The organism is Paracoccus sp. KKT209 (genome assembly GCF_055635455.1).
In genome coordinates this window covers 1,734,809-1,760,645 of record NZ_CM145758.1, presented here as the reverse complement: position 1 = coordinate 1,760,645, position 25,837 = coordinate 1,734,809, and the positions used below count along the sequence as shown (strand labels likewise).

General features: G+C 66.0%; 25 protein-coding genes and 1 other annotated feature. Of the genes, 14 read left to right on the top strand and 11 right to left on the bottom strand.

The genetic code is table 11. The features are described 5' to 3' along the window. Positions 1 to 25 precede the first annotated feature (25 nt). From ACZ2G3_RS08825 to ACZ2G3_RS08815, 3 genes are read left to right on the top strand one after another with little or no spacing between them, the layout of a single operon-like run. Positions 26 to 955: a bifunctional riboflavin kinase/FAD synthetase gene (locus ACZ2G3_RS08825; RefSeq protein ID WP_470395384.1), complete on the top strand. Its 930-nt coding sequence runs from the start codon at positions 26 to 28 to the stop codon at positions 953 to 955. Further along, positions 955 to 1,395 carry a YcgN family cysteine cluster protein gene (locus tag ACZ2G3_RS08820; RefSeq protein WP_470395382.1) on the top strand — a complete coding sequence of 147 codons (441 nt, stop codon included), beginning with the start codon at positions 955 to 957 and terminating at the stop codon, positions 1,393 to 1,395. Before ACZ2G3_RS08825 ends, ACZ2G3_RS08820 begins: the two co-directional genes overlap by 1 nt. Then, a complete protein-coding gene (locus ACZ2G3_RS08815) occupies positions 1,392 to 2,435 on the top strand; it encodes a threonine aldolase family protein (RefSeq protein ID WP_470395381.1) in 1,044 nt (347 codons plus the stop codon). The genes ACZ2G3_RS08820 and ACZ2G3_RS08815 overlap by 4 nt, the downstream gene beginning before the upstream one ends. On the opposite strand, the gene ACZ2G3_RS08810 is transcribed toward ACZ2G3_RS08815, so the two are convergent. The 5 genes from ACZ2G3_RS08810 to ACZ2G3_RS08790 all read right to left on the bottom strand — a co-directional run bounded on the left by ACZ2G3_RS08810 (position 2,432) and on the right by ACZ2G3_RS08790 (position 7,942). After that, positions 2,432 to 2,902 (bottom strand): CinA family protein, encoded by a 471-nt coding sequence (locus ACZ2G3_RS08810; RefSeq protein ID WP_419268254.1) that lies wholly within the window; start codon positions 2,900 to 2,902, stop codon positions 2,432 to 2,434. The genes ACZ2G3_RS08815 and ACZ2G3_RS08810 overlap by 4 nt on opposite strands. Continuing rightward, positions 2,899 to 3,393 (bottom strand): phosphatidylglycerophosphatase A family protein, encoded by a 495-nt coding sequence (locus tag ACZ2G3_RS08805; protein ID WP_470395379.1) that lies wholly within the window; start codon positions 3,391 to 3,393, stop codon positions 2,899 to 2,901. The genes ACZ2G3_RS08810 and ACZ2G3_RS08805 overlap by 4 nt, the downstream gene beginning before the upstream one ends. Before the next feature lie 3 nt (positions 3,394 to 3,396). Then, complete coding sequence (locus ACZ2G3_RS08800) at positions 3,397 to 4,542, bottom strand: bifunctional 2-C-methyl-D-erythritol 4-phosphate cytidylyltransferase/2-C-methyl-D-erythritol 2,4-cyclodiphosphate synthase (RefSeq protein WP_470395377.1); 1,146 nt, start codon at positions 4,540 to 4,542, stop codon at positions 3,397 to 3,399. Further along, on the bottom strand, positions 4,539 to 6,719 hold the full coding sequence (gene purL, locus ACZ2G3_RS08795) for a phosphoribosylformylglycinamidine synthase subunit PurL (RefSeq protein ID WP_470395376.1): 2,181 nt from the start codon (positions 6,717 to 6,719) through the stop codon (positions 4,539 to 4,541). Before purL ends, ACZ2G3_RS08800 begins: the two co-directional genes overlap by 4 nt. 317 nt (positions 6,720 to 7,036) lie before the next feature. Then, a complete protein-coding gene (locus ACZ2G3_RS08790) occupies positions 7,037 to 7,942 on the bottom strand; it encodes a LysR family transcriptional regulator (protein ID WP_419268258.1) in 906 nt (301 codons plus the stop codon). Between the two features lie 159 nt (positions 7,943 to 8,101). Between ACZ2G3_RS08790 and ACZ2G3_RS08785 the strand changes: the two genes are divergently transcribed. The 8 genes from ACZ2G3_RS08785 to ACZ2G3_RS08750 all read left to right on the top strand — a co-directional run bounded on the left by ACZ2G3_RS08785 (position 8,102) and on the right by ACZ2G3_RS08750 (position 17,463). Next, positions 8,102 to 11,494 carry an indolepyruvate ferredoxin oxidoreductase family protein gene (locus ACZ2G3_RS08785; RefSeq protein ID WP_470395375.1) on the top strand — a complete coding sequence of 1,131 codons (3,393 nt, stop codon included), beginning with the start codon at positions 8,102 to 8,104 and terminating at the stop codon, positions 11,492 to 11,494. A gap of 67 nt (positions 11,495 to 11,561) precedes the next feature. Next, positions 11,562 to 12,374 (top strand): glutamate racemase, encoded by an 813-nt coding sequence (locus ACZ2G3_RS08780; protein WP_470395373.1) that lies wholly within the window; start codon positions 11,562 to 11,564, stop codon positions 12,372 to 12,374. 35 nt (positions 12,375 to 12,409) lie between these two features. Beyond that, positions 12,410 to 12,859: a cytochrome c maturation protein CcmE gene (gene ccmE, locus ACZ2G3_RS08775; protein WP_419268357.1), complete on the top strand. Its 450-nt coding sequence runs from the start codon at positions 12,410 to 12,412 to the stop codon at positions 12,857 to 12,859. Positions 12,860 to 12,947: 88 nt separating this feature from the next. Then, positions 12,948 to 13,559, top strand: a complete 612-nt coding sequence (locus tag ACZ2G3_RS08770) for a holin-associated N-acetylmuramidase (RefSeq protein ID WP_470395371.1) — start codon at positions 12,948 to 12,950, stop codon at positions 13,557 to 13,559. Continuing rightward, complete coding sequence (locus ACZ2G3_RS08765) at positions 13,550 to 14,086, top strand: holin family protein (RefSeq protein ID WP_470395369.1); 537 nt, start codon at positions 13,550 to 13,552, stop codon at positions 14,084 to 14,086. The genes ACZ2G3_RS08770 and ACZ2G3_RS08765 overlap by 10 nt, the downstream gene beginning before the upstream one ends. 101 nt (positions 14,087 to 14,187) lie before the next feature. Beyond that, positions 14,188 to 16,152, top strand: coding sequence for a heme lyase CcmF/NrfE family subunit (locus tag ACZ2G3_RS08760; protein ID WP_470395367.1), 1,965 nt, complete (start codon positions 14,188 to 14,190; stop codon positions 16,150 to 16,152). After that, on the top strand, positions 16,149 to 16,622 hold the full coding sequence (locus ACZ2G3_RS08755) for a cytochrome c-type biogenesis protein (RefSeq protein ID WP_470395365.1): 474 nt from the start codon (positions 16,149 to 16,151) through the stop codon (positions 16,620 to 16,622). Before ACZ2G3_RS08760 ends, ACZ2G3_RS08755 begins: the two co-directional genes overlap by 4 nt. A 70-nt stretch (positions 16,623 to 16,692) precedes the next feature. Then, positions 16,693 to 17,463 carry an enoyl-CoA hydratase-related protein gene (locus ACZ2G3_RS08750; protein ID WP_470395363.1) on the top strand — a complete coding sequence of 257 codons (771 nt, stop codon included), beginning with the start codon at positions 16,693 to 16,695 and terminating at the stop codon, positions 17,461 to 17,463. Here ACZ2G3_RS08750 and ACZ2G3_RS08745 read toward each other — a convergent pair whose 3' ends face one another. The 3 genes from ACZ2G3_RS08745 to ACZ2G3_RS08735 form a co-directional block, all read right to left on the bottom strand. Next, positions 17,464 to 18,159, bottom strand: a complete 696-nt coding sequence (locus tag ACZ2G3_RS08745; protein WP_470395361.1) for an NUDIX hydrolase — start codon at positions 18,157 to 18,159, stop codon at positions 17,464 to 17,466. Further along, positions 18,156 to 18,584, bottom strand: a complete 429-nt coding sequence (locus ACZ2G3_RS08740) for a DUF983 domain-containing protein (protein ID WP_470395359.1) — start codon at positions 18,582 to 18,584, stop codon at positions 18,156 to 18,158. Before ACZ2G3_RS08740 ends, ACZ2G3_RS08745 begins: the two co-directional genes overlap by 4 nt. A gap of 79 nt (positions 18,585 to 18,663) precedes the next feature. Beyond that, on the bottom strand, positions 18,664 to 19,992 hold the full coding sequence (locus tag ACZ2G3_RS08735) for a GGDEF domain-containing response regulator (RefSeq protein WP_470395357.1): 1,329 nt from the start codon (positions 19,990 to 19,992) through the stop codon (positions 18,664 to 18,666). Positions 19,993 to 20,167: 175 nt separating this feature from the next. Here ACZ2G3_RS08735 and ACZ2G3_RS08730 point away from each other — a divergent pair, with 175 nt between their 5' ends. The 3 genes from ACZ2G3_RS08730 to ACZ2G3_RS08720 all read left to right on the top strand — a co-directional run bounded on the left by ACZ2G3_RS08730 (position 20,168) and on the right by ACZ2G3_RS08720 (position 22,082). Continuing rightward, positions 20,168 to 20,458: a DUF3572 domain-containing protein gene (locus ACZ2G3_RS08730; protein ID WP_470395356.1), complete on the top strand. Its 291-nt coding sequence runs from the start codon at positions 20,168 to 20,170 to the stop codon at positions 20,456 to 20,458. Between the two features lie 65 nt (positions 20,459 to 20,523). Further along, positions 20,524 to 21,096, top strand: coding sequence for a heme NO-binding domain-containing protein (locus ACZ2G3_RS08725; RefSeq protein ID WP_419268274.1), 573 nt, complete (start codon positions 20,524 to 20,526; stop codon positions 21,094 to 21,096). Continuing rightward, positions 21,093 to 22,082 carry a GGDEF domain-containing protein gene (locus tag ACZ2G3_RS08720; RefSeq protein ID WP_470395354.1) on the top strand — a complete coding sequence of 330 codons (990 nt, stop codon included), beginning with the start codon at positions 21,093 to 21,095 and terminating at the stop codon, positions 22,080 to 22,082. The genes ACZ2G3_RS08725 and ACZ2G3_RS08720 overlap by 4 nt, the downstream gene beginning before the upstream one ends. Before the next feature lie 128 nt (positions 22,083 to 22,210). On the opposite strand, the gene ACZ2G3_RS08715 is transcribed toward ACZ2G3_RS08720, so the two are convergent. From ACZ2G3_RS08715 to trpS, 3 genes are all read right to left on the bottom strand, one after another. Next, positions 22,211 to 23,065, bottom strand: coding sequence for a universal stress protein (locus ACZ2G3_RS08715; RefSeq protein ID WP_470395352.1), 855 nt, complete (start codon positions 23,063 to 23,065; stop codon positions 22,211 to 22,213). Positions 23,066 to 23,078: 13 nt separating this feature from the next. Beyond that, complete coding sequence (locus tag ACZ2G3_RS08710; RefSeq protein ID WP_470395350.1) at positions 23,079 to 24,575, bottom strand: SulP family inorganic anion transporter; 1,497 nt, start codon at positions 24,573 to 24,575, stop codon at positions 23,079 to 23,081. A 62-nt stretch (positions 24,576 to 24,637) separates the two neighbouring features. Next, positions 24,638 to 24,693: a sequence feature (sul1 is cis-regulatory element that is thought to sense ions involved in sulfur or methionine metabolism; They are found in Alphaproteobacteria), on the bottom strand. 99 nt (positions 24,694 to 24,792) lie between these two features. Further along, the gene (gene trpS / locus ACZ2G3_RS08705) at positions 24,793 to 25,827 is read right to left on the bottom strand and encodes a tryptophan--tRNA ligase (protein ID WP_470395348.1); all 1,035 of its coding nucleotides are present in this window, start codon (positions 25,825 to 25,827) and stop codon (positions 24,793 to 24,795) included. Positions 25,828 to 25,837 lie beyond the last annotated feature (10 nt).

Here is a 25,837-nt window from a genome sequence, read left to right as displayed (position 1 = left end):
GCGCGGGCGTTCCATTGGGGGCGCATTGCAGATCCACCGCGACTGGACTGGACTTCCGACCGAGGCGCGGGGCGCCTCGATCGCCATGGGAAATTTCGATGGCGTCCACAAGGGCCATCGCGCTGTCATAGATGCGGCCCGGGCCGCCTCGGACGCGCCCTTGGGCATCCTGACCTTCGAGCCGCATCCCCGGCAGTTTTTTGCCCCCGACGCCGCGCCGTTTCGTCTGATGAACGCCGAGGCGCGGGCCAATCGTCTCTGCCGCCTTGGGGTCCAGCAGCTTTACGAATTGCCGTTCGGTCCGGTTCTGGCGGGCCTGACGCCGGAATGCTTTGCCCGCGAGGTGCTGGCCGAGGGGCTGGGTGTCGCGCATGTGACGGTCGGGGCGGATTTCTGCTTTGGCAAGAACCGCGCGGGCACCGCCGCAACGCTGCAGGAACTGGGCGCGCAATTCGGCTTTGGCGTGACGATCGTGCCGCTGGTGGGCAATGGCAAAGCCGAGTTCAGCTCGACCGCGATCCGGCAGGCGCTGACCGAGGGGCGGACGCATGACGCCGAGCGGATGCTGGGACATTGGCACCGGATCGAGGGCGAGGTCGTGCATGGCGACAAGCGCGGCCGCGATTTTGGCTGGCCCACCGCCAACATGCGCATGGATGACCTGCACCTGCCGCGCCTTGGCGTCTATGCGGTGCTGGTCGATGTGTTGACGGGGCCCGACAGGCTGTCCTGCCGGGGCGTCGCCTCGCTCGGGGTGCGGCCGATGTTCGGGCGCAATACCCCGAACCTCGAAGTGCACCTTTTCGACTATTCGGGCGACCTTTATGGTCAGCACCTGTCGGTGGCGCTGGTCGATTTCCTGCGCGACGAGGCCAAGTTCGACAGCATCGACACCCTGATCGCGCAAATCGCGCAGGATGCCGAGGACGCCAGGCGTCTATTGGCAGGCCGCTGATGCGGGACCGCTTCTGGGAACTGCCGCTGCCCAAGCTGGCCGCCGACGAGTGGGAGGCCCTCTGCGACGGCTGCGGCAAGTGCTGCCTGAACAAGATCGAGTTCGAGGACACGAACGAGCTGGCCTTCACCCGGGTTGCCTGCAAGCTGCTGGACGGAGAGGCCTGCCGCTGCAGCAGCTATGCCAACCGCCACAGCTTCGTGCCGGATTGCGTGGTCCTGACGCCGGCCAAGATCAAGGAGATCGCCTGGTGGCTGCCGGCCACCTGCGCTTATCGCCTGCGCCACGAGGGCAAGCCGCTTTACCCGTGGCACCACCTGATCTCGGGCGACCCCGAGACGGTGCACAGCGCCGGAGCTAGCGTGCGCGGCTGGACGGTCAGCGAGCTGTCGGTGACCGAGGACGATTGGGAAGACCACATCATCGAGGATCTGTCGTGAATTTCGCCTCGGACAATTCCTACGGCGCCCATCCCGCCGTCATGACCGCGCTGGCGGAGGCAAACTCTGCCGGACCCGTGATGGGCTATGGCGCCGACCCTGTGACAGCGCGGGCCGCTGATGCGATCCGCGCGCTGCTGGAGGCGCCTGACGCGGTGGTTTGTTTCGTGGCGACGGGAACGGCCGCCAATGCCTTGGTCTGCGCGCAGCTATCGCCCCCCTTCGGCCGCATCTACTGCCACGAGGACGCGCATATCGAGACCAGCGAATGCGCCGCGCCCGAGTTCTTTGCCCATGGCGCCAAGCTGATCACCTTGCCCGGCATGGGTGGCAGGCTGGCCCCGCCGACGCTGTCGCAGGCGCTGAAGCTGGGGGCCGATGGCGGGCTGAACGGCGGGCGGAACGCCCTTGTGTCCATCACCAATGCCACGGAATGGGGCACGGTCTATGCGCCCGCCGAAGTGGCCGCGCTGGCGGCCGTCGCGCAAGAGGCCGGCGTGCCGCTGCACATGGACGGCGCGCGGTTTGCCAATGCCGTGGCTTCGCTTGGCTGTTCGGCCGCCGATCTGACCTGGCGCGCGGGTGTCGACGCGCTCTGCCTGGGCGGCACCAAGAACGGTGCCATGGCGGCCGAGGCGGTGGTCTTCTTTGACCCGGCGCAGGCCGAAGGGTTCGACTATCGCCGCAAGCAGGCGGGGCATGTCTTTTCCAAGAACCGCTTCCTGGCGGCGCAGATGCTGGCGCTGGCCAATGACGGTCTGTGGCTGGAGCTGGCCAGGCTGGCCAATGCCAAGGCCGCGCACCTGGCCGAGGCCCTGACACAGGGCGGCGGACAGTTGCTGCAGCCGGTCCAGTCGAACGCGGTCTTTGCCGCCATTCCGGCCGAGACCCATGCCCGTGCCCGCGCCGCAGGGGCGATTTATCACCTTTGGCCCGACAAATCGGCCGAAGGGCTGGACCCGGTGCCGCTGCGCCTGGTCTGCGCTTGGGACACGCCCGATGGGGATGTCGAGGCGCTGGCGGCGATCCTGCGCGGCTAGCCCCTCAGGGCGTGCAGCAGCATCTGCAGCGCGTGTTCGACCGTGGCGGCCCTGACACGATGGCGGCCGATGGCGCCGAATTCCACGGTCTCGGTGCGCGTGCCGAAGGGTTCGGCGATGCCGAAGCAGACGCGACCCTCGGGCTTGTGTTCCGACCCGCCCGGTCCCGCGATCCCTGTCACCGAAATCGCGATGCCCGCCTGCGAATGGCGCAGCGCCCCGGCAGCCATCTGGGCCGCAACCTCTTCGCTGACGGCGCCTTGCGCCTCCAGCGTGTCGGGCCGCACACCCAGCATCTGCATCTTCGCGGCATTGGAATAGGTGACAAAGCCCCGATCCACTGCATCCGACGATCCCGGAACCTCGGTCAGGGCGCCGGCGATCAGGCCGCCGGTGCAGCTTTCGGCGGTGGCGATCATCACGCCGCGCGCGCGGGCGGCGTCCAGGACATCGGCGGCCAGGGTCATAGCATCAGCGGGATGTGGAACGCCGCCGCCGCGACCATCGTGGCAAGACCTGCGAAGAGGCCCGCCCAAAGGTCGTCCAGCATCACGCCCGCCGGGTCACGGCGCCGGTCGGCCCGCCCGATGATCCAGGGCTTCCAGATGTCGAAGAGCCGGAAGAAGACAAAGGCCGCGACCCAGCCCGGCCAGGGAAAGCGGTCAGGGCCCAGATCCATCATCCAGAACCCGAAGGACGGGAACAGAAGCGCGATCCACTGGCCCGCCACCTCGTCGATGACGATCTCGCTGCGATCGGGATCCTCCATCCCGGCAGTGAAGCGCGGCACGGCCCAGAAGCCCAGCAGGATCACCAGGCCCGTGGCCAGGGCCAGCAGCGGGAAATGCCCCAGCCGGTGAAGCAGCAGCCCAAGCGCCACCGCGACGGCCGACCCCCAGGTGCCGGGGGCGGGGCGCAACAGCCCGGCGCCGAACCAGATGCAAAGCAGGCGTTCCATGCGTCAGTCCTTGATCAGGGTGGCGGTGGCGATGGCGGCGATGCCCTCGCGGCGGCCGGTAAAGCCCAAGCGCTCGGACGTGGTGGCTTTGACGCTGATCCGATCCGCGTCGAGCCCCATGATCTGGGCCAGCCGGTCCTGCATCCGGGCGGCATGGGGGCCGATCTTGGGCGCCTCGCAGATCAGCGTCACATCGGCATTGCCAAAGCGGAAGCCGTGGCTGCGCGCCAGTTCGGCCGCATGCGCGAGGAAGATGGCGCTGTCGGCGCCCTTCCATTGCGGATCACTGGGCGGAAAGTGGCGGCCGATGTCGCCTTGCGCCAAGGCGCCATAGATGGCGTCGGTCAGGGCATGCATGCCCACGTCGGCGTCCGAATGCCCGACCAGTCCCGCGTCGTGCGGGACCTTGATGCCGCAGAGCCAGACATGGTCGCCCGGACCAAAGGCATGCACGTCGTAGCCATTGCCAAGGCGGATATCCATCGTGCCTCCCAGGATGCGTTCGGCCCGCGCGAAATCGGCGGGAAAGGTGATCTTCAGATTGTCTTCCGAGCCCGGGGTGATGACAACCTCGATCCCGGCCTTGCGGGCCAGTTCCACGTCATCCGCGGCGTCCCCGGGATAGCTGCGGTGGGCTTGCGCGATCCGCGACAGCAGGAAGCCCTGCGGCGTCTGCGCGCGGAACAGGCCGCTGCGGTCGGTGGTGCCGGTAACGCTGCCTTGGTGACCCTGCCAAAGCGCGTCGGAGACGGGCAGGGCGGGTGCGGCGGCCTCGGCCCCCGATAGCAGCGCGTCGATCACGCCTTGGACGACGTGGTCGCCCACCAGGGGGCGCGCGCCGTCATGGATCAGCACATGGCTGGCCTGACCCTCCAGTGCCGCAAGACCGGCCCGCACGCTGTCCGCGCGGGTTTGCCCGCCGGTGACGATGGTCACCAAACCGGCATAGTGGGCCATCGCCTGGTCCATGTCGTCGGGGCTGACGACCAGCACGACCCGCTGAAAGCCGCGAAAGGCCGCCAAGGTGCGATCCAGGACGGGCTGGCCGGCCAGCACCTGCCACTGCTTGGGATGATCGCCGCCCGCACGGGTCCCGCGACCGGCCGCGGTGATCAGCGCGGCAAAGCCGGCAGGGGCCCGGACGGTCATGCGTGGTCCGGCATGTCGCCCCGGATGGCGCGCGCAAACGCGCTGCGGTAGAGGTCTGACAGTTCGGCCAGGGAGACGCTGTCGGCGCCGAGCGTGACGCGTTCCCCGCCAAAGTGGCCGACCGTGGCAATGGTGACGCCCGCTGCGGCGGCAGCCGCCGTCAGCGCCTCGGCCGCCGGGGGAGTGCATGCCACCAGATAGCGGGCCTGATCCTCGCCGAAGAGTTGGCCCATGTCGTCGCTGTCCAGCGTCACGCCCCGACCTGCCGCTTCGGCCATCTCGAAGGCTGCCAGCGCCAGCCCGCCCTCGGACAGATCGGTGGCCGAGGAAACCTGCTTGCGGTTCAGACGCAGGAATTCGCCGTTCTTGCGTTCCGCCTCCAGGTCCACATGCGGGGCATCGCCCGCCTCGATCCCGAAGGCCTCGAAGGCCAGCGCCGACTGCTCCAGATGACCGCGCGTCTCGCCGATGACCAGGGCCAGGTCGCCCTCGGCCGGAAGCCCCGCGATCAGGTCTTCCAGGTCTGCGATCAGGCCGACGCCGCCAATGGTGGGCGTCGGCAGGATGCCCTTGCCGTCGGTCTCGTTGTAAAGCGACACGTTGCCCGACACGATGGGGAAGTCGAGCGCCTTGCACGCTTCGCCGATGCCCTTGATGGCGCCGACCAGCTGGCCCATGATCTCGGGCTTTTCGGGGTTGCCGAAGTTCAGGTTGTCGGTCGTGGCCAGGGGCAGGGCGCCCACGGCGGTCAGGTTGCGATAGGCCTCGGCCACGGCCTGCTTGCCGCCCTCGAAGGGGTTTGCCTTGACATAGCGCGGGGTCACGTCGCTGGTGAAGGCCAATGCCTTGCGGGTGCCGTGAACGCGCACCACGCCCGCACCCATGCCGGGACGGCGGATCGTGTCGGCGCCGACCTGGGTATCGTATTGCTCCCAGACCCAGCCCTTGTGGGCATGGTTCGGACTGCCGATCAGCGCCCGCAGCCCGTCGATGGGGGCGACGGTGGGCAGTGCCGGCGCAGGGGCGGCGGCGGGCGTTTCCACCCAAGGGCGATCATATTCCGGCGCCGATGAGCTGAGCTTGGACAGCGGCAGGTCGGCCATGACCTCGTTGCCATGCAGGATCAGGAAGCGGTCCTCGGGGATGGTCTCGCCCACGATGGCGAAATCCAGGTCCCATTTCTCAAAGATCGCGCGTGCTTCTGCCTCCTTTTCGGGCTTCAGCACCATCAGCATCCGTTCCTGGGATTCCGACAGCATCATCTCGTACGCCGTCATGGCGGTTTCGCGCTGCGGGACGTGGTCCAGAACCAGCTTGATGCCCAGGCCGCCCTTGTCGCCCATCTCGACGGCCGAGCAGGTCAGGCCGGCGGCACCCATGTCCTGGATCGAGATCACGCTGCCCGAGGCCATCAGCTCCAGGCAGGCCTCCAGCAGGCATTTTTCGGTGAAGGGGTCGCCGACCTGCACGGTGGGGCGCTTGTCCTCGATCGTGTCGTCGAATTCGGCGCTGGCCATGGTGGCCCCGCCGACGCCGTCGCGACCGGTCTTGGCGCCCAGATAGACCACCGGCATGCCAACACCCGAGGCCGCCGAATAGAAGATCTTGTCGGCATCGGCCAGGCCTGCCGCGAAGGCGTTCACCAGGCAGTTGCCATTGTAGCTGGGGTGGAAACGAACCTCTCCGCCCACGTTCGGAACGCCGAAGGCATTGCCATAGGCGCCGATGCCCTCGACCACGCCCTTGACCAGATGCGCGGTCTTGGGATGATCCGGCATGCCGAAGGACAGCGCGTCCATCGCGGCGATGGGGCGGGCGCCCATGGTGAAGACGTCGCGCAGGATGCCGCCCACGCCGGTTGCGGCGCCCTGGTGCGGCTCGATATAGCTGGGATGGTTGTGGCTCTCCATCTTGAAGACGACGGCCTGGCCATCGCCGATATCCACCACGCCGGCGTTTTCACCGGGTCCGCAGATGACCTGCGGCCCATCCGTCGGCAGGGTGCGCAGCCATTTCTTCGATGACTTGTAGGAGCAGTGCTCGTTCCACATGGCGCTGAAGATGCCCAGTTCGGTGAAACTGGGTTCGCGCCCGATGATCTGCAGGATGCGGTCGTATTCGTCGGGCTTGAGCCCGTGCGCGGCGATCAATTCCGGGGTGATCGTCGGTTCCTGCATGGTTCGGGCCCTTCCTGCGCATGAAATCATGCGCCTTTTACGGCCTGCCTTCGGGCATGGGAAGGACGCGCGGGCTGCCGAAAACAAAAAAAAGCCGGGCACGAGGCCCGGCCTAAGTCCAACAGGGAGGTAGAAGGTGATGCGCGGTTACGCGGACCATCGCCTTCAAAGCCCGATTTATGTGCACGCTGTGAACTTCGCAAGAGAAACGACGCTGCATCTGCAGCATAGCCGCCATGCAGTGATGTAATGGCTACACGCTTAAGTAGAATTGACGTTGGGGGCGTCATCGGCATGAGGCCGGGTCGCCGGGGCCATCACTCGATGCCGGATTCGCTCTGGTACCGGCGATAGGCCTGTATCTCTTCCAGAACGAAATCGCGAAAGACCGCGACGCGCCGCGTCTGCCGCAGTTCTTCGGGATAGGCCAGAAACACCGGGACTTCGCCCGATTCCACGTCAGGAAAGACGCGCACCAGATTTGGATGATCCGCGGTCAGGTAATCGGGAAGCACGCCGATCCCCAGATTGGCCAGCACCGCCTGAAGCACGCCGAAGTAGTTGTTGACGGTCAGGGTGGAGCCCACGTTCTGGGCCATGAGTTCCTGGACCAGACGGGCACCTGCCGCCACCTGCGGAAGGTCGGGCTTTTGGCAGATCAGCCGATGCTTGGCCAGATCCGTCAGGGCGCCGGGTTCGCCGCGCGCCGCCAGATAATCGGGACTGGCGTACAGCCGCATCCGGATGTTCAGAAGCCTGCGGCGGATCAGGTCGGACTGGCTGGGCTCCTTCATGCGGATGGCGACATCGGCCTCGCGCATCGGCAGGTCCAGCACCCGCTCCTCCAGCAGCAGGTCGATCCGCAGGTCGGGAAATTTTTCGTAGAGCTTCACCAGGCGCGGGGCCAGCCACAAGGTGCCGAAGCCGACCGTGGTGGTCACCTTCAGTTCGCCAAAGACGTTCTGCTCGCTGTCGCGGATGCGGGCCGAGGCGCTGTCCAGCTTGCGTGCCATGGCCGAGGTCGCGTCAAACAGCAATTCGCCCTGCTCAGTCAGAATCAGTCCGCGCGCATGACGGTGAAAGAGGGTGGTCCCAAGCGATTCTTCCAAGGCCCGGATCTGCCGACTGACCGCCGATTGCGACAGGTGCAACGTGTCGCCGGCATGGGTCAGGCTGCCGGCATCGGCCACCGCGTGAAAGATTCTGAGCTTGTCCCAGTCCATCCTTTACAATCCTGTCATAACAGCCATGCGCTTTTTGCAGACCTGTCCATCACCTGCGGTGCCGGGCCGCTCGCGTCAAGAACTGAATTTTATGTTCTTCGGTCAGCCATTCTGACCTATACTAATCCAGGGAGCCGCAAGGCATTGGAGGAGAGCAACATGAGCAAGCAGGAATTCACGCTGGCCGACCGGTTCGACCTGTCGAAGCCGCATGTGCTGTTGAACGGGACACAGGCACTGGTGCGGCTGATGCTGATGCAGGCGGCACGCAACAAAGCCGCGGGGCTGGATACGGCGGGGCTGGTGACCGGCTATCGCGGATCGCCCCTGGGCGGGGTCGATCTGGCGATGATGCGTGAGGCCAAGCGGCTGGAGGCGGCGCAGGTCCGCTTTCAGCCCGGCCTGAACGAGGATCTGGCGGCGACCGCGATCTGGGGCAGCCAGCAGGCCGAACTGCGCGGAGAGGGACGCCATGAGGGTGTCTTTGCTCTGTGGTACGGCAAGGGGCCGGGCGTCGACCGCACGGGCGACGTGATGCGCCATGCCAACATGGCCGGATCGTCGCGCCATGGCGGCGTCGTGATGGCCATGGGCGACGATCATACCGGCGAAAGCTCGACCGTGCTGCACCAATCGGATTGGGCGATGATCGATGCCTATATCCCGGTTCTGTCACCCGCAGGTGTGCAAGAGATTCTGGATTACGGCCTCTACGGATTCGCTTTGTCCCGGTTCGCCGGCGTCTGGACCGGGCTGAAGACGATGAAGGACACGGTCGAGGCGACCGCCGTGGTGAACGGGGATCCCCACCGGCTGAACTTTGTCACCCCTGCGACATTCGCCATGCCGGAGGGCGGACTGAACATCCGCCTTGGCGATACACCGGTCGCGCAGGAAGCGCGGATGATCGACCACAAGCGATGGGCGGCCGAGGCGTTCAGCCGCGCCAACCGCATCGACCACCGGGTCTGGGGCAAGCCCGGCGCCAAGATCGGCTTTGTCGCCGCGGGCAAGAACTGGCTGGACCTGGTTCATGCGCTGTCGCTGCTGGGCATCGACGAGGCGGAGGCCGAGCGCCTTGGCCTGACCACCTACAAGGTCGGGCAGACCTGGCCCATGGACATGAAGTCCATCCAGGAGTGGTCTGAAAACCTGGAGCTTATCGTCTGTGTCGAGGAAAAGCGGAAGCTGATCGAGGTGCAGCTGAAGGAAGCCATCTTTGACAACCGCCGCGGCCGCCGCGTCCATGGCTGGAAGCACGACCGCAGCGGAGAGGAGCTGTTCCCGACCCGCTATGCGCTGGACCCGGTGATGATCGCCCAGAAGATCGGCGGCATCCTGATCGAGGAGGGGCGTGGCACCGACCATGTCCGCGCCGGGCTGGAGCGCCTGAACGAGGTGCGCCGCAACGACAACGCGCCCGAGATCGCGACGCGCACGCCCTGGTTCTGCTCGGGCTGCCCGCATAACAGCTCGACCCGCCTGCCCGAAGGCAGCCGTGCCTATGCAGGGATCGGCTGTCATTACATGGTGCAGTGGATGGGCCGGGACACCGAGGGCTTCACCCATATGGGCGGTGAGGGTGCCAACTGGATCGGCGAGGCGCCTTTCAGCACCAGAGGCCATGTTTTTCAGAACCTTGGCGACGGAACCTATAATCATTCCGGGGTATTGGCTATTCGGGCTGCGCTGGCCGCGGGCACCAACATCACCTACAAGATCCTTTATAACGATGCGGTGGCGATGACCGGCGGCCAGCCGAACGAGGGAGGTCTCTCTGCTCCGCAGATCGCGCGCGAACTGGTGGCCATGGGGGTTAAGGCGCTGGTGGTCGTCTATGACGAGAAGGAGGAGGTCGACCGGACGCTGTTCCCTGCTGGGCTGCGGTTTGAGGAGCGTGCGCAGATGATGAACGTCCAGCGCGAGCTGGAATCGGTGACCGGGGTCAGCGCAATCCTCTATGTGCAGACCTGTGCGGCGGAGAAGCGTCGGCGCCGGAAGAAGGGCCAGTTTCCCGACCCGGATCGCCGCGTCTGGATCAACCCCGATGTCTGCGAGGGCTGCGGCGATTGTTCTGTCCAGTCGAACTGCGTCTCGGTCGTGCCGCTGGACACGGAACTGGGGCGCAAGCGCCAGATCGACCAGTCGAGCTGCAACAAGGACTTCAGCTGCGTCAACGGCTTCTGCCCCAGCTTTGTGTCGGTCAAGGGCGGCAAGCTGCGTCGTCCCAAGGCCGAGGCATTCGATCTGCCCGCCTTGCCCGCGCCGGAACTGCCGGTCATCCAGGGCACGCATAACCTGGTGATCACGGGCGTCGGGGGCACGGGCGTCGTGACCATCGGCGCCGTTCTGGCGCAGGCCGCCCATATGGACGGAAAGGGCGCCGGAATGATGGAGATGGCCGGGCTGGCGCAAAAGGGCGGCGCGGTTCATATCCACCTGCGTCTGGCCAACCGGCCGGAGGACATCAGCGCGATCCGCGTCGCCGTGGGCGAGGCCGATTGCGTCATCGGCGGCGATCTGGTGGTGACGGCGGGGGCCAAGACCATCGGCCTGATGACCCAGGGCCGCACCGGCGCGGTGGTGAACGATCACGAGATCATCACGGGCGACTTCACCCGCTTTCGCGATTTCCAGGTGCCGTCGGACCGGCTGAAGCTGTCGCTGCAGGCGCGGTTGCAGGATCGCGTGGCCTTTTTGGATGCCAACGAACTGGCGCTGCGGATGCTGGGAGATTCGATCTATTCGAACATGCTGGTTTTGGGCGCCTGCTGGCAGCGCGGCCTGATCCCGCTGACCGAAGCAGCGATCATGGAGGCCATCCGCCTGAACGGCGCCAAGGTCGAGGAAAACCAGCGCGCCTTTCAGATCGGCCGTTGGGCTATGGCCTTTCCGGACCAGGTGCGAAAGCCCGCCGAAGTGACGCAACTGCCCCCGGACCCGGTGGAATATCGTGCGGCGCGGCTGGTGAATTATCAAAACAAGCGTTTGGCGCGCCGGTTCCGCAAACTGGTCGATGCGGCCCCCGCGCCGATGCGTGAAAGCGTCGCAAGAGGCTACTACAAGCTGTTGGCCTACAAGGATGAATACGAGGTTGCCCGGCTTCACCTGACGACGGCAGAGCAGGTGGCGCGGCAGTGGGAGGGTGACGTGAAGCTGTCGCTGCACCTGGCGCCCCCCATGCTGACGGGAAGCGACGCCAACGGCCGTCCGCGCAAGCGCGAGTTCGGACCCTGGATGCTGTCGGCATTCCATGTGCTGGCCCGGATGAAGGGGTTGCGCGGCACGCCGCTGGATCCCTTCGGCTATGGCGCCGAGCGGCGGCGGGAACGGGCGATGATCCGCGACTATGAAGCCGACATGGCTGAGGTTTTCGCCAAGGTCACCGACACCACCATGCCGATCGCGATCGAGCTGGCCGAGCTTCCCCTGTCGGTGCGTGGTTTCGGTCCGGTCAAGGAGACTGCCGCAGACAGCGCGGCCGAACGCCGGGCCGAGCTGCTGGCGCAGTTCCGGGCGGGACATGCACCCATCCGTGAAGCCGCTGAATGATCTGAATCATTTCCAAAGGCTGCGTGTCGCCCTATGAAGGGCGCCACGCGACGCGGGAGGGCGATCCATGGCGGTTGGGGTTTTCGATTCTGGACTGGGCGGACTGACGGTGCATCAGGCCATTGCCGCGCGCCTGCCGGACCTGCCCCTGGTCTATCTGGGCGATAACGCCCATGCCCCCTACGGCGTCCGCACCGCCGACGACATCTTTGACCTGACCTGCCGCGGGGTCGAGCGGCTGTGGAACGAGGGCTGCGATCTGGTGATCCTGGCCTGCAACACCGCCAGCGCCGCAGCCCTGCGGCGCATGCAGGAAACCTGGCTGCCCGAGGGTAAGCGCGTCCTGGGCGTCTTTGTCCCGATGATCGAGGCGCTGACGGAACGGGCCTGGGGCGACAATTCGCCGCCCCGCCGGGTGGCCGTCAACAATGTCGCCCTGTTCGCGACCCCCGCCACCGTGGCCAGCCGGGCCTTTCAGCGCGAACTGGCCTTTCGCGCCGTGGGCGTGGATGTCGAGGCGCAGCCCTGCGGCGGTGTCGTAGACGCCATTGAAATGGGAGACGAAATCCTGGCCGAAGCGCTGGTGACCAGCCATGTCGAGGCGCTCAAGCGGCGGATGCCTTTCCCCGAGGCCGCGATCCTGGGATGCACCCATTACCCCCTGATGGAAGAGGCGTTCCAAAATGCCTTGGGTCCCGATGTGACGGTCTACAGCCAGGCGGGTCTGGTGGCAGAGAGCCTGGCCGACTATCTGCAGCGCAGGCCGGAATTCGTGGGGCTGGGAACGGTGTCCAAGTTCCTGACCACGGGTGATCCGGTCCGCGTCTCGGGCAAGGCCACGCAATTCATGCGGCGCTCGATCCCGTTCGAGGCGGCCTGAACCACATCTGAACCATGGAGGGCCGCATGGCCGGCATGAAATCACTCAAGAAACAGCGGCGCATCCAGGTCCTGGCGGCAGCTTCGGTGGCCTTGGTGATGGCAGTGGGCCTGATCGGCTATGGGTTCAGCGACGGCATCAACCTTTATCGCTCGCCCAGCCAGGTTGGCGAGGCCGCGCCGGACCCGGAAGAGTTCTTTCAGCTGGGCGGCCTGGTCAAGGACGGCTCGATCGTGAACGGCGAGGGCGTGGGCTTCGACTTCGTGATCACGGATGGGGTAGCCGAGATCCCGGTAACCTATATCGGCCGCGATCCGCGCCCGGACCTGTTCAACGAGGGCCAGGGCACGATTGCCAAGGGCTGGTACCGCGACGGTCGCTTTGAAGCGCGCGACCTGCTGGCCAAGCATGACGAAACCTACATGCCGCGAGAGGTGGTCGAGACGCTGAAGGCCAGCGGCGTCTATCAGGAGCCCGGCAGCTGACGCAACGCACGGGCCCTTAACCCCCGCTTAACCGCAAATCTTCAGCATTCCCCCTGCGGCCCAGAGCGGTGGCCGGAACGGGGGATGCATGCAGAGCGTCGAAGAGATTGCGCGGCAGATCGTTGCGCGCGAAGGGGGCTATGTCAACGATCCAGACGATCCGGGCGGAGCCACCAATCACGGCGTGACCATCGGGACGATGCGCGCGTTGGGGATGGACCTGAACAAGGACGGGCGGATCGACGCCGTCGACGTGCGGGCTCTGACCCGCGGCCAGGCTGAACAGGTCTTTGTCGAACATTATTTCCGCAAGCCGGGTCTGGGCCAGTTGCCCCTGCCTTTGCAGGCCAGCGTTTTCGACATGTATGTCAACGCGGGCGCGAATGCGGTCAAGATCCTGCAGCGGCTGATCACGCGCATGGGCTATCCCGCCACGGCCGACGGGATCATCGGACCCAGGACAATCGCCGCCGCCCAGGATGCGGCCGAGGCCGCGCCGCAGCATTTGGCCGATGCCTATGGGATCGCACGGCGCGGCTATTATTACGCCTTGGCTGATCAGCGCCCGGCCAGCCGCAAGTTTGCCCGGACGAAAACCGGCGGCAAGGGCGGCTGGATCACCCGGGCCGAGGAGTTCATCGCTCCGCGCTATCGCCTGACAGACGCAGAGCACCGCCAGAGGATTTCCACATGGGCCTGATCGACCGCTTCATCGGGGTCGCCCCGACCGTCACCGCCCTTGGCAGCGCCGCGACCGGCATGGCCGAGGTTTTCACCCAGAACGCCACCCGCCGGATGGAACTGGACGAAGAAGCCTATGCCCGCGCCATCGCCCAGCATGGCCAGGAATTCGCCCAGCCTGCGAACGGCTGGTTCGACGGGCTGGTCAACGGGCTGAACCGCCTGCCGCGGCCGCTGCTGGCCTTGGGAACCATGGCACTGTTCATCTATGCGATGATCGAACCCGTGGGTTTCGGCCTGAGGATGGAGGGGCTGCAGGCGGTGCCGGAGCCGCTCTGGTGGTTGATGGGTGCCATCGTCGGCTTCTATTTCGGCGCGCGAGAGGCGCATTACTTCCGCCACCGCGTCTGGCCCGATCGCAAGGCGACGGGCGATGCGGCATCTAGCCCGGCATCCGCGACGACCCCGCGGCCCGTCGTGCTGCCCGATGACGATTTCGCGGATAATGCCGCGCTGCGGGATTGGCGGAGCAGTCTGCGCGAATAGGCCGCATCACGTTTCACCCATGCCGCACCACCGACACGAAGGGAGGACTTTCCCCTCCTTCGTCTGGAGCTTATGCTGCGGGCAACGGAGGATTGCCCCAGATGATCGCAGAATTCGGCCATTTCGCCCTGATCCTGGCCTTCATGGTCTCGATCTACCAGATGACGGTCCCCATGGTCGGCGCCGCCAAGGGCTGGCACGGCTGGATGGACAGCGCGCGGCCTGCCGCCCTGGCGCAGCTGGTCCTGATGGCGATCAGCTTCGGCGCGCTGACGATCGCCTTTGTGACCTCGGATTTTTCGGTCCTGCTGGTCTACGAGAATTCGCATACGTCCAAGCCGCTGATCTACAAGATCAGCGGTGTCTGGGGCAACCACGAGGGCTCGATGCTGCTCTGGGTGCTGATCCTGGCCGTGTTCGGGGCGGCGGCGGCGCTGTTCGGGGGCAACCTGCCGCCCAGTCTGCAGGCACGGGTGCTGGGGGTCCAGGCCTCGATCAGCGCGGCCTTCTACGCCTTCATCATCTTCACGTCCAATCCGTTCTGGCGCATGGGAAATCCACCCTTTGACGGGCGCGACCTGAACCCGTTGCTGCAGGACCCGGGCCTGGCCTTCCACCCGCCGTTTCTCTACCTCGGCTATGTCGGCCTTTCGATGGCGTTCAGCTTTGCGGTTGCCGCCCTAATCGAGGGGCGCGTTGATGCAGCCTGGGCGCGTTGGGTGCGGCCATGGACGCTGGCGGCCTGGGTCTTTCTGACCATCGGCATCGCGCTCGGCTCCTGGTGGGCCTATTACGAACTGGGCTGGGGCGGCTTCTGGTTCTGGGACCCGGTCGAGAATGCCAGCTTCATGCCCTGGCTGCTGGCCGCCGCGCTGCTGCATTCCGCAATCGTTGTGGAAAAGCGCGAGGCGCTGAAAAGCTGGACGATCCTGCTGGCGATCATGGCCTTCGGGTTCTCGCTGATCGGGACGTTCATCGTGCGCTCGGGCGTCATCACCTCTGTCCACAGCTTTGCCAACGACCCCGAGCGGGGGATCTTCATCCTGGCGATCCTTGCGGTCTTCGTCGGCGGTGCGCTGACCCTTTACGCGTTCCGCGCGGCCGAGATGACCGCCAAGGGGGTCTTCGCGCCCCTGTCGCGGGAAGGGGCGCTGGTCCTGAACAACGTCCTGCTGGCCGTGGCGGCCTTTGTCGTCTTCATCGGCACCATCTGGCCCCTGGTGGCCGAGATGGTCTGGGGGCGCGTGCTGTCGGTCGGCCCTCCGTTCTTCAACCAGGCCTTCACGCCCTTCATGATTGTCCTGGCGCTGGCCCTGCCGCTTGGTTCGATCATGCCATGGAAACGCGCCAGCATCGCCCGCGCGTGGAAGCCGCTGCGTGGCGCGCTGATCCTGACGGCGGCGGTGATGGTGCTGGTCTATGCCGTCTCGACCGGGCGGTCAGGCCTTGCGGTCATCGGCGCGGGACTGGGTGCCTGGCTGGTCTTCGGCGCAATCGCGGAGCTGTGGCTGCGGACGGGTTCTTCGGGCATCGGACGTCTGCTGCGGCTGCCGCGGGCTGATTGGGGCAAGGCCGTGGCCCATGCCGGGCTGGGGATCACCTTCATTGCCGTGTCCCTGATTCAGGCCTGGCAGGTCGAGGATGTCCGGGTGGCGCAGATCGACGAGCCGTTCCGGGTCGGCGCCTATGACCTTGTGCTGCGGTCGGTGGAACGTGTGGATGGGCCAAACTACCTGTCGCAGATGGGGGTGGTCGAGGCCAGCCGAGACGGACATGCGGTCGCGACGCTGACCCCGGAAAAGCGCGTCTATCCGGTGCAGGCGATGCCCACGACCGAAGCTTCAATCGACTACGGCTTCTGGCGCGACCTCTATGTGGTTCTTGGAGACGAGCAGCCGGCCGGCGGATGGGCCGTCCGCACCTATGTTAAGCCCTTTGCGAACTGGATCTGGGGCGGCTCGATCATCATGGCCTTGGGTGGGCTGATCAGCCTCAGCGACCGACGCTACCGGGTGGCGGCCGGGGCCGCGCGACGCTCCGACACCGGCACGGTGCCAGCGGAATGAGGCGCGCGCTGCACCTGATCCTGCTGATCCTGGTCCTGGCAGCGGCGCCGTCTCTGCCGGTCATAGCCGTGCAGCCGGACGAGGTCCTGGATGATGCGGGTCTGGAGGCGCGGGCCCGGCAAATCTCGCAGCGGCTCCGCTGTCCCGTCTGCCAAGGCGAAAACATCGATGAATCGAACGCGCCGATCAGCCGTGACTTGCGGCTGTTCGTGCGCGAGCGCCTTGTCGCGGGCGATAGCGACAGCGAGGTCGTGGACAATGTCGTCGACCGTTTCGGTGAGTTCGTTCTGTTCGATCCCCGACCGACCGGCAGCAACCTGATCCTGTGGCTGGCCGGGCCGCTGATGGCGCTGATCGCGGCGGCTGTGGCCCTCAGGTTTCTGCGGGGCCGCAATCTGGCAAGCCCGGAGGTGAGGTCGCTGGACGCGGATGAGCAGCATCGGCTGGATGAGATCATGCGCGGCAAGTAGGCCCTGACGCAGGGTCGCGCTTTCGGCAGCCGGTTTTTCCTGCATGATCCTCCCAACCGGGGAGGCGAACATGCACCATGAAACCATTCTGTTTTCCATTGAGGACGGCGTTGCAACGCTGACCCTGAACCGCCCTGCGGTCATGAATGCCCTCAACCGCCAGATGCGGCAGGAGATCACCCAGGTGCTGACCTCGCTGCCGCCAGAGGTTCGTTGCGTGGTGATGACCGGAGCGGGCCGCGGTTTCTGCTCCGGACAGGATCTGACCGATGCCTCGGCCGCTGCGGATCTGGAAGGCACGCTGCGCGACGAGTACGAACCGATGCTGCAGGCCGTGAGGCAGTGTCGGGCACCGGTCATCGCTGCCGTGAACGGTGTCGCGGCAGGGGCCGGAGCCAACCTGGCGCTGGCCGCCGACGTCGTGATCGCCACCGAAAGCGCAAGTTTCATCCAGGCCTTCACCCGGATCGGCCTGATCCCGGATGCGGGCGGCACTTGGATCATTCCGCGTGCCGTCGGTGCGGCGCGCGCGATGGGGATGATGCTGTTCGCCCAGCCCGTCAGCGCGCGGCAGGCCGCCGATTGGGGCCTGATCTGGCAGGCGCTGCCCGACGCGGAGTTCGTTGAGGGCGTGGCCGCAAGCGCGCGTGCCTTGGCCGAGGGGCCGACCGGCGCCTATCTGGCAATTCGCGAGGCGGTGACGGCCTCTTTCGAGCATGACATGCCTGCCCAGCTGGCTCTTGAGGCCCGACTGCAGGGTCAGGCCGGGCGCAGCGCGGATTTCCGCGAAGGAGTGAGTGCATTCCTGCAAAAGCGCCCGCCCGTCTTTACCGGTCGCTGATCACGCAATCTGGCAAAAACGCGGAGAGGCGCCGCGATTGTCGAAGAACGGAACGGTGACCGGGCAAGGCAGCCGCTGGCCGTGCTTTGCCACGGCCAGCAGTTCCGACAATTCGGCCAGCACCACTTCGGTGATGAAGGGCAGATCCAACTGGCGGGCCTGGCTCAAGGGCACCCAATGCAGGTGGGAAAGTTCGTCGCAGGCACGGCTGAAATCTTCCAGGTCGCCCCGAATGTCGGCTGCATCGACGACGAAAAAATGTGCATCAAACCGGCGCGGCCGGCCAGGCGGGGTGATGGCTCGAAAGAAATAGGTAAGGGCGCCGGCATCGGGGCAAAGCCCGGCCTCGTGATAGCCCGGCCAGTCGCAAGCGGCGCCCGTGTCGCGCCCCACCAGAAGCCCGGTTTCCTCGGCAAGTTCACGCAGTGCCGCAGCCGCGATCGCGTCCGGACCGCTGCCGGGCTGGCCGCGCTGCTCGGCCATCAGCCGCTGCCGGCACGTATCTGGCAGGGTACGCGCCAGTGGCGCCGTCGCATCCGCTGCATCGACGGCACCGCCCGGAAAGACGTACTTGGACGGCATGAAGACAGCCTTGGCTCCTCTCATCCCCATCAGGACGGAGGGTTCAGGACCGTCGCGCCGTACGGCCAGGATCGAGGCCGCATCGCGGATCGGCAGGAGGTTCGTGGCTGTCACGCGCTGACGCCGCTGGAGCGGCTGCCAAATCCATGCATCCGCCGGGCCCATTGCAGCCCGACCATTCCACCCTTGATGACCGGCAGCATGGCAAGCGACAGGACAATGGAGCCCAGGCCAAAGGCCAGCAGCATCGTCATCGCACTGGGTCGCCAAGCCACGAAGGAGGCCAAAAGCAGCGGCGCCCCGAGATGCGAGACGATCAGGATGGTCAGATAGGCCGGCCCGTCATCGGCCTGCTGGTGGTGCAGGGCCTCGTTGCATTCGGAGCAATGGTCCGCGACCTTCAGGTAGCGGGTGAACAGGCGACCCGCTCCGCAGGCCGGGCAACGGCCGCGTGCACCTCGCAACATCGCGTCTTTGGTAGGGCGCTCGGCCTCGTCATTCCCTGCCATGTCTGCGGCAAGGATCTGTCCTTGGGTCATGTTCCGTACTCCTTCGACGGGGCGGATCCCGGCCCCGCCGGCCAATCTAGGAAATCGGCGCGGCATTTGAAAGTGCCGCTTAGGCCGCCCAGTCCGGCTGCGACCGCATCACGCGGTTCCGTCCTGCCGCCTTGGCAGCGAGCAAGGCGCGGTCGGCCCGCTCCAGGGCGACCTGCGCCCTCTGTTCGGGCCAGCCGCCCTCTTCGGAAGGCTGGACGACGGCCATGCCAACCGAAGCGGTAACCCTGACCTGCCCGCCGCCGCACAGGCCCGGCAGCGCGACTGGCCGCACCTGGATCGCGCGCCGCAAGGCTTCGGCCGTGTCATGCGCCTCCGCTTCGCTGCAGTGCTCCAGGACCGCCAGGAACTCTTCCCCGCCCATCCGGGCCACCATGCCGGTCGAAGGGAGCGCTGCCTTTAGCCGCCCGGCGATCTCGACCAGGACCACGTCGCCGGCCGAATGGCCGTGGCTGTCGTTGATCGACTTGAAATGGTCCAGGTCGATGGCGATGACGGCGAAGGCATGATTTGCAATCAGGGCATCGCGCACGATCTCGCCCAGCTTGGGCAGCGCGTATCGGCGATTGTAGAGTCCGGTCAGCGGGTCCGTCATGGCCCAGACCATGTGGCGCTGGACCTCGGCCCGCCGCTTGTCGCTTCTGGACTTCCGCTGCAGCAGCATCTGAAGCGACATGGCGGCCGCGTCCGCGCCCTCGGCACCTCCCAAACTTTCGAACAGGACATCGCCGGCTCCGAGGTCGAGCGCGATGGCGGCAAGCTCGGAACGGTCCGGGGCGATCGCGATCACGAATCCTGCATCCCGCGAGCCTTGGCGCGAACGCAGTTCGGACAGCAGCCGCAGCCCGTCCCCCTTGGCGCGGAGATCGCCGGAGATGAGATAGAGATCGGCGGTCCTTCCGGAAGTGACCGACCCCAATGCCTCGTCAGGATCACGGATCTCAAAGCGACAGTTCATCCGCTCCGCCAGCATCTGACGCCAGCGCAGGGCGCGGGCGTGACTGTCGGCCACCAGCGCGATCAGAGGCCGCACCTCGTGCACAAAGGCCGCCGCCGGTTCGGCCATTCCCATGGGGGCGGCCTGGGGCATGTCGGTCTCGCGCAGCAACCCGCGGACCCGCGCCATCAGGATCTGGTCGTCGACATCGGGGTCCAGCGCGGCCGTGGCGCCCGCCTGCAGCGCCGCCAAGCGCGAATCGGGCGGGACCAGCATCATGATCGGCACATCGGCGCAGCGGGGGTCCCGGACCAGTTCCGCACAGATATCGACCGGAGGCCTTTCGGAAAATCCTCCACCCAGAATGATCAGGTCGGGACGCGCAAGATCCAGCTCCTGATGGATTTTCGCGGTGGAATTGACGGCTGCGACGTCGTAGCAGACAGCGCTCAACCGGACCTTCAGGGTGATCCGAGACGTTGCCACACCGTCGGCGATAAGGATTCGTGCCGTCATTTGTTTCATCCAGCGGGTCTTGACAACTGGGTCCCAACTTGAACCCAAATGTTTAATAAAGTGTTTCTGGACATCTCGGCTAGTGCGAGAAACCTTACCGAAAGACAAAGCTATGGCGATTACCCAACAGCGTGCGCGAGATCTTGCCGTCGATATCCTGCTGCACCTGGCCAATGATCCCGAAGAGCTGACCCAGTTCCTGTCGCTCAGCGGCCTGCAGCCTGCCGATCTGCGCAGCCTGCAGGACCGGCCGGAGGTCGCGCTGTTCCTGCTGGATTTTCTTGCCGAGGACGACAGGCGCATCTGCGACTTTGCCGCGGCGCTGAACATGCGGCCGCAAGACATCATGGCCGCACGAACGGTTCTTTCAGGTCCCGGCAGCTATGGCTGGACGGCGGACTGAAACCGGCGACTGTTTCCGGTTTATTCACACCCTCATGCTAGCTTCGGTCCAAACCGAGGTAGAGCATGAACGGTCTGATAAATCGCGCCATCGAGGAGTTTCTAAAGTCCACCTATGGCGAGGGGCTTTTGCAGGCCGTCGCCGACGAGATCGCAGTGGCCGCAGGCATGTCGTCGCCGCTCTGGGTCGATTTTGGCCCGGCGGCGCTCAGGCGTGCGTCCTTCCGGTTGGCCAAGCCCGGGTCCGAGATGTTCGAGGATATGGGCGCCTGGATGACGCGAATCGAGCCGATCCGACGCCTGCTGCGCTTTTCGGGCCGCGACTTCCGCGACTTTCTGCTGCGCCTGGATGAACTGCCCGGTCGGGCTCATCTGGTCGTGCCCACGCTGAAGGTGCCGCGTCTGGAGGTGGAAGCGAGCGAGCAGATCGTTCGCGTGGTGCTGTTGAACCCGGATCCAGAGTGGCAGTACGTGCTGGCTGGCCTGATCCGGGGCATGGCGGATGACTATGGTGCGCTTTGCCTGATCTCGGTCGAGGAGGGGGCCATACGGGTGGACATCTGGGATGAGCAGTTTGCTGAAGGGCGCCTGTTCTCGCTTCAGAACGCGACCTTGCAGGGTCCGGCGGTGCAGGGATGACGACGGATGAGGCGGTTCCCGTGCTGACATTGGCACGCCTGATGCCGATGCATCTTTTGCTGGCTTCCGACGGTCATGTTCTTTCGGTCGGTCCGACCTTGGCCAAGGTCGTACCAGATCTGGGCACAGGGCTCGCGGGGCGCCTGGCGGGGGCACGGGGCGGTGGAGATCCGGTGGCCGAGATCAGGACCGCCATCGACCAGAAAAGCCGCCTTTTTTTGCGGGTATCCTGTACGCCAGATCTGGTGCTGCGGGGGAATGGCGTGCGGGCCAGCGCAGGCTCGATGCTGTGCAACCTGGGGTTCGGCATCGGGATCCATCGCGCGATCCGAAAGGCGGGGCTGACCGACGGGGATTTCGCGCCTTCCGAGCTTGCGATGGAGCTGCTGTTCCTGCACGAGGCCAATCGTGGGGTCCTGACCGAGTTGTCGCGCTTCAACGATCAGCTGGTACAGTCCCGGCGCGTCGCACTGCTGCAGGCGCAGACGGATCCACTGACGGGCCTCGGGAACCGCCGCGGGCTGGAAATGGCCTTGGCGATGGCGCTGAGGTCGGCCGGAGAGGGGAATGACGCCGCGCCTGTGCCCTTCGCCGTGGTGCATCTGGACCTGGATCACTTCAAGCAGGTCAACGACATCCTGGGGCACAAGGCCGGAGACGACCTGCTGCAGGCGGTCGGAGGTGTTCTGCGTGCGCAGGTGCGCAAGGCCGACACGGCCGCACGCATCGGCGGGGACGAATTTGTGCTGATCCTGAGCGGCATGACCTCGGTCGCCGCGCTGCACGAGCTGGCCCGCCGGATCATCGAGGCCATAGGTTCACTGACCCCGCCGGGCTTGGGAGAGGTACGGGTCTCCGCCAGCATCGGCATCGTCGTCTGCCGGGGCGAGCGGGGCGCAAGCCCCGGGGATCTGCTGGCCCAGGCCGACGAGGCGCTATACGAATCCAAGCACACGGGACGGGGATGCGCCACGATCAGGCAGTAACTTGTGCAGAAGCGCCCTCATCCGGACAGGATCCACCGGCAACCCCTGCAGGATATGACTGGCTGATCCCCTTCACTTCGGCTCGCTGCAAGCGGCATCCGGAAAGGCAGGTACCTCGCGGCCCAGCCTCAGCGGAACAGCAGCACCGGCAGGCGCGAGTCGATCAGCATCTGCGTCGTGGTGGAGCCGATGATCAGCCGGCGCAGGCGGCTGTGGCCATAGGCGCCCATCACCAGCAGGTCATGTCCCTGCTGTTCCAGATGCGCGGTCAGGGCGGCCTCCGGCGCGCCGGTCAGGAGCCGCATGTCGGCGCTCAGGCCGGCGGCACGCAGGCGCAGGATCGCCTCGTCCAGCTGGCCCTGTGCATCCCGGGACCCGGCATGGGCCATGGCGACCTCGATCTGCAGGCCCTTGAAGGTCGGGCTGGCCGCGATATGATCGACGGCCTTCATGGCCGAGGCGCCGCCGTCGAAGGCAATCAGCACCTTCTGGATCGGCCGGAAGGCGCGGGACGCCACCAGCACCGGCACGCGCGCAGCGCGCACGATCCGTTCAAGGTTGGACCCCAGGTGGCCCTGCGCGAAATCCGCAGCCGCGCCACGCTTGCCCAGCACGATCAGCGAGGGATCGGCCTCTCGCCCCGTCGCCTGTTCGATCAGGTCGCCCTGTTCCAGCCGTGTGGTCACCTGGACGCCGCCTGCGCGTTCTGTCAGCTTGCGCGCATCCTCCAGCAGCGCGCGCCCTTGGGCATTGGCGATCCGCGACCGCTGTGCGTCCAGCGTCGCCAGTTCATCCAGAAGGGCGCTTCGGGCGCCGAGGCGGATGGTGCCCGAGAGGTCCTGCCGCCCGGCAGCCTCGCGCCGTCCAAGGACATGCAGCAGTTCCACCGGAGCCGGCCTGCGGGCCGAGGCCCAGGCTGCATGTTCACAGACCGAGGTGGCATAGATCGAATCGTCAACCAGCGCGATGATCTTGTTCGTCATGTCTGCTTTCCCCTCAATGCGCGACCAGTTTATCCATCGCCCCCGGCTTGTCATGTGTTGCAAGCCGGTCCAGCAAGGTTTCTGACGCTTTGTTCAAACCGACAAGTTGGACCTGGGCGCCGTCCCGGCGGAATTTCAGGATCGCCATGTCCAGCGCCTGGACCGAACTGATGTCCCAGATATGCGCCTGGCTGACATCGATGGTGACCTGGTCCAGCGGCTCGGCAAAGTCGAAGGCTGCCATGAAGTCCTCGACCGAGCCATAGAACATCTGCCCCTCGACCACATAGGTGCGCGCGCGCCCGTCCGCCGACAGGGTGGACGTGACGCGGAACAGCTGCGCAATTTTGGCCGCGAAGAAGATGCCCGACAGCAACACGCCCACCATCACGCCGATTGCCAGATTGTGCGTCCAGACCACGGTCCCCACCGTGGCCAGCATCACCACCGAGGAGGATCGCGGATGCGTCCGCAGGTTGCGGATCGATGACCAGCTGAAGGTCCCGATCGAGACCATGATCATGATCGCCACCAGCGCGGGCATCGGGATCTGGCTGACCAGGTCGCCCAGTCCCACCACCAGGATCAGCAGGAACACCCCCGCCACGAACGAGGACAGGCGCCCCCGGCCCCCCGATTTGACGTTGATCATCGACTGGCCGATCATCGCGCAGCCTGCCATGCCGCCGATGAAGCCCGTCGCTGTATTGGCAAGTCCTTGGCCGATGCATTCCTGGTTGCGGTTGCTGCGCGTGTCGGTCAGCTCGTCCACCAGGTTCTGCGTCATCAGGCTTTCCAGCAGCCCGACGATGGCCACCGCGAAGGAATAGGGCAGGATGATCTGCAGCGTCTCCAGGTTCAGCGGCACGTCCGGCAGCAGGAAGACCGGCAGCGTGTCGGGCAGGGCGCCCATGTCGCCCACCGTCCGCACATCCCACCCAAAGAACATCGCAAGCGCCGTCAGCACCACGATCGTCACCAGCGGCGATGGGATGGCCTTGGTCACCCGCGGGAACAGATAGATGATCGCCAGCGAAGCGGCCACCAGCAGATAGGTGAACCAGGTCACGCCCGCTGTCGCCGGGTCGAGTTCGGGCAGTTGCGCCATGAAGATCAGGATGGCCAGCGCGTTGACGAACCCCGTCATGACGGATTTCGACACATAGCGCATGACGAAGCCCAGCTTCAGCAGGCCGCAGCCAATCTGGATCAGCCCGGCCAGAACGGTCGCCGCCAGCAGGTACTGCAGCCCGTGGTCGCGCACCAGCGTCACCATCAGCACCGCCGTCGCGGCCGTCGCGGCCGAGATCATGCCTGGCCGCCCGCCGGTGATGGCGGTGATGACGGCGATCGAGAAGCTGGCATAGAGCCCGACCTTGGGATCGACGCCGGCGATAATGGAAAAGGCGATGGCCTCGGGGATCAGGGCCAGCGCGACCACCAGGCCCGACAGCAGGTCCGGGCGGATATTGCCCAGCCATTCGTCCTTGTAGCGAGAGAGAGAAGACATGAATCATCCGTTCCTGACGTTGGCGGGTGCCCCGCACCGGCCTTGCAAGCGACATCGGTTCGAATTGTCCGGCGGATCGGCGGCCGGAAGAGCCACCCGGAATCTCACCGGGTCCATGCGTTTGAGGGCTGATAGCCGCAAGACCGCAGGGATCGCAACCCTGCGGTCATGAAAAAGCCGCCCCTGCGATGGGGGGCGGCAGGGAAGGCGAACGGGTTCAGCCGCGGGTGCGCAGCAGTCCCATGATGTCCTTGGTGCGTTCCAGGATCGGTGTCGCCACCGCCGCGGCGCGGTCCGCTCCCTGGGCCAGGACGGCGTCGATCTGCGCCGGGTCGGCCATGAATTCGGCCATGCGCCGGGTGATCGGCGACAGCGCCTCCACGGCGACTTCGGCCAGGGCGGGCTTGAAGGCGCCAAAACCCTGGCCCTCGAAACGTGCCAGGACCTGGTCGGGCGTCTCGTCCGACAGGGCGGCATAGATGTTGACCAGGTTCCTCGCCTCGGGGCGGTCCTTCAGCCCGTCTATCTGGCCGGGCAGGGGGTCGGCATCGGTGCGCGCCTTGCGGATCTTCTGCGCGATGGTGTCCGCGTCGTCGGTCAGGTTGATCCGGCTGGCATCCGAAGGATCGGATTTCGACATCTTCTTGGACCCGTCGCGCAGCGACATGACCCGCGTGGCAACGCCCTCGATCAGCGGCTCGGTGATCGGGAAATGGGCGACGCCATAGTCGTGGTTGAACTTGGCGGCGATGTCGCGGGTCAGTTCCAGGTGCTGCTTCTGATCCTCGCCCACCGGCACGGCGGTCGCCTGATAGGTCAGGATGTCGGCGGCCATCAGCGCCGGGTAGGCCAGCAGGCCCAGGCTGACGTTTTCGGTGTTCTTGCCGGCCTTGTCCTTGAACTGGGTCATCCGGTACATCCAGCCGACGCGGGCGACCGTGTTGAACAGCCAGGCCATCTCGGCATGGGCGCTGACCTGCGACTGGTTGAACAGGATGGATTGCGCCGGGTCCACGCCCGCGGCCATGAAGGCGGCGGCCGCTTCGCGGATGCGGGCACGCAGCCCCTCGGGATCCTGCCAGACGGTGATCGCGTGCAGGTCGACGATGCAATAGATCGTCTCGGCCTCGCCGCCCTGAAGCGCGGCAAAACGCTTGAGCGCGCCCAGGTAGTTGCCAAGCGTCAGCCCGCCCGAGGGCTGGATGCCCGAAAAGATGCGGGGACGGAATTGGCTGTTGTTGGGTTCGGACATGACCGGCCTG